Genomic DNA, 2,834 nt, shown 5'->3' with positions numbered 1-2,834 from the left:
TACGATAATCTGATTAGATTATCATCTCACACAGGTCATTTTGGATCGGTGAAAGGTGGACATTTTAAATCGGTGCTGACAACAGATTCCAGTGCGCCTGGGCTAACTGGTCAATCTCGGTTTGAATGCTGGCGATTTGGGCGTATGCCTGCTGAATTTGCTGATGGATTGCCAGCACCTGCTGCTGTTCTTCCGCAGAAGGTACAGGAATGGGCAGCGCCTTGATATCGGTAGTTTTCAGCACCGCCATGGTTGTGCCACTGGCCTGATCACGCAGGTATGTTTGCACCAGGGGCGACGACAGGTATCGGTAGAGGTACTCAGTCTTAACCTTTTCTTCGCTGTTGATTCGTATCACTTGAAATAACTGCCCGGCGACCCAGTTATCGCCACAATCATTACCCACAATCCCAACCTTACCCAGATTGCCTTTGATGGCCAGCAGAATATCTCCCGGCTGTAAGCGCTGCTGTTTTGCCCGATCTCTGGCCCGGCCCGATAACTGCAAACGTTTCTCTGGTGCGCTGATTTTGCCACTGGGTGAGATATCTTTCATCCCAACTTCCAGATACACGTCACCACGGGGCTCTTTATCTTCTTTAAGCAACTGGGCACGAATCAGTTGAGCGATACCAGACAGCTGGCGAGTATTGTCCAGGGATTTAATCCGTTGTGTTGCATCAGACAGCACGTAACGGCTGACCGAAAGATCATAACCCTGTTGTTTGATTTCAGTAGCATTGGCTCGAACACAATACTCACTCTGGGTGCGTTTGAGCACATCATGGGCAATGCGTTCCCATTGATGGACAATTCTGCGCAGAGGCCTGCCCTCAGAGCGTGCCAGTTCCTCATTATCCGCATTGTAAAAAAGTACTGGATCCTTGGGGTTCCTGTTCATATCAAAAACCAGCACGCAGGTTGCTATTGCCGTAGTAGAGAATATGGCACCTGGCAGCTGTATAACAGCTTCAAGTATGCCGGAAGAAACGACTCTTTCCCGGAAGTAGCCATCAGCGCCACTGCGGAATAAAAGCCCCATTGGAACCAGGGCTACCATTCGGCCGGAGCACTGGGCAAGACCATGTTCCAGTGTCATAACATCACTCTGGAGTGAATCGGACTGGAAGCGGTTGTAGGGATCAACAACAGAATTCAGCTTTTGTCCAAAGGGTGGCGCCATCAGGATATGAGAGAACTTCCTGAGCTGGTTATCTTCAGTGATGTTTGATGGAGAACTGATCGGGTCTGTTTTTTGCAGCGTAATCCCCTGCAGAAGCGCTATGGCTGCGGCATATTGAGAGACATTTCCTGATTCATAAATGACTTCATCGGCCTTTTGTGACGCCTCCACTGCAAGCTGCACGGACAGGGAAAATGGGGAGTATACGGTTTCAGCATGCTTATCTTCCATCGCCAATGAAACCATTAAATTAACGATCTCATCAGGTATGAAATATAGGCCATCATTTTTCCTGGAAGATAAGTCAGTCAGACTTTGTAGCCAAAGCCAATGGGTGGACCTTTGTTCTGGTGATACCTCTTTGATAAAGTTGATGACTTCCGAGCTGGAGAGTTCTAAGGGCAGCCGGGATTTTGTGAAATGAGTTGCGTAGTCTGGCAGTGCTTCAGCGGCTGCTTCATAGGCCTGTCGCAGTGAGAGCTTTCCATTGATCACATCTTCCACAGCACTGAAGTTTAATTCTGGCCGATTGACCGGGATATAACAAAAGGCAACCAGCAGACTGATTTCGCTAATTGCGTCTTCAATAGAGCCTTTCTTTCGAAGGCTATCCATTAGTTTCGATAAAATATGTTGGAAGCTAATAAAATACCCTTGCTTTCACTGCGGCGGAAGCTGTCCACCCGATAAGTTGTGATGTCACAACCAGCGTCTTCAACCAATACCAGTCCTCCTTTGTCCCGAACCTTGAGCAGGTCTTTTCGGAGCCGATCCATTTTCTGAACCAGAAGGTCGATATGGCCTTTATCCAGAACCTGTTTATCTCCATTAGGAACGCCAAAGTCCCTGACGATCTGGAGCATGCGCTCCGTGATGCCTCTTTGATTCATTCTCTGATGTAGATGTCTTGTTCTGGCCATTGTCTGTCACCGTTTTTATTTTGTGTATATGAAATATAGCATGCATAAATCATTTACGCAAGTAATAATATAAATACTACATTAGTATTTATATTAGGCTTCTGGAAAATGACCATGCTGAAACCAGCAAAAAGTATTTGAAAATGGAATAAAGGCTATATAAAACAGATAGTTATGTATTTATTGCAAGGCGCCGTATGTTCGCTTTTGAGGGATGCTTGTGTTGCTTGAAAAGTGCCTGCCAAAGGCGTCAAGCAAGCTGATTTACACAGAAAGGGGGATAGTTCTTGAAGGATACTATCCCGGTGGGGGTTGTTATTCTGGCTAATATTGCCTTTGTTTTCTGCCAAGAACCGATAAAGCTCTTCTGGCGTTGAACTTTCTGGCTATCATCCAGCAGTCAATGGGGTATGAACCATCTTGATATGTTCTGTATGGATTGCCACCTTTTTCCAGCATGAGCTGTACCAGTTCTGGTTCGTCCAGTTGAACAGCCAGCATCAAAGGGGTATATCCAACTACCGGGCTGTTATGGACGGCATTTGGGTTTGCTTCCTTCTTTATAAGTAACTTTGCTATTGCCAACAGGTTATTACGGTTTAGCCTGGACTTTTTCTGCTGTACGAAGAACTTCAGCATTTTCTCCTCTATTAGGGGCTGTTGACGTTTCATTGAAAGCCTTGAACCAAGCCTGAAAATCCGCAGTATGTTGCTACCGCTCATGCTTTCAT

General features: G+C 46.3%; 3 protein-coding genes. All 3 read right to left on the bottom strand.

All coding sequences use genetic code 11. The features are described from left to right. Nucleotides 1–64: 64 nt before the first annotated feature. Nucleotides 65–1,798 carry an N-6 DNA methylase gene (locus ABD892_RS11185; RefSeq protein WP_345195737.1) on the bottom strand — a complete coding sequence of 578 codons (1,734 nt, stop codon included), beginning with the start codon at nt 1,796–1,798 and terminating at the stop codon, nt 65–67. Then, nucleotides 1,798–2,103 carry a hypothetical protein gene (locus ABD892_RS11180; protein ID WP_345195735.1) on the bottom strand — a complete coding sequence of 102 codons (306 nt, stop codon included), beginning with the start codon at nt 2,101–2,103 and terminating at the stop codon, nt 1,798–1,800. Before ABD892_RS11180 ends, ABD892_RS11185 begins: the two co-directional genes overlap by 1 nt. Nucleotides 2,104–2,427: 324 nt before the next feature. Continuing rightward, a partial coding sequence (locus tag ABD892_RS11175) for an ankyrin repeat domain-containing protein (RefSeq protein ID WP_345195734.1) occupies nt 2,428–2,834 on the bottom strand: 407 nt, incomplete at its 5' end.

The organism is Kistimonas scapharcae (assembly GCF_039540975.1).
Lineage (GTDB): Bacteria > Pseudomonadota > Gammaproteobacteria > Pseudomonadales > Endozoicomonadaceae > Kistimonas > Kistimonas scapharcae.
The sequence above is the reverse complement of the archived record's forward strand: the minus strand, read 5'-3'. Positions and strand labels throughout refer to the sequence as shown.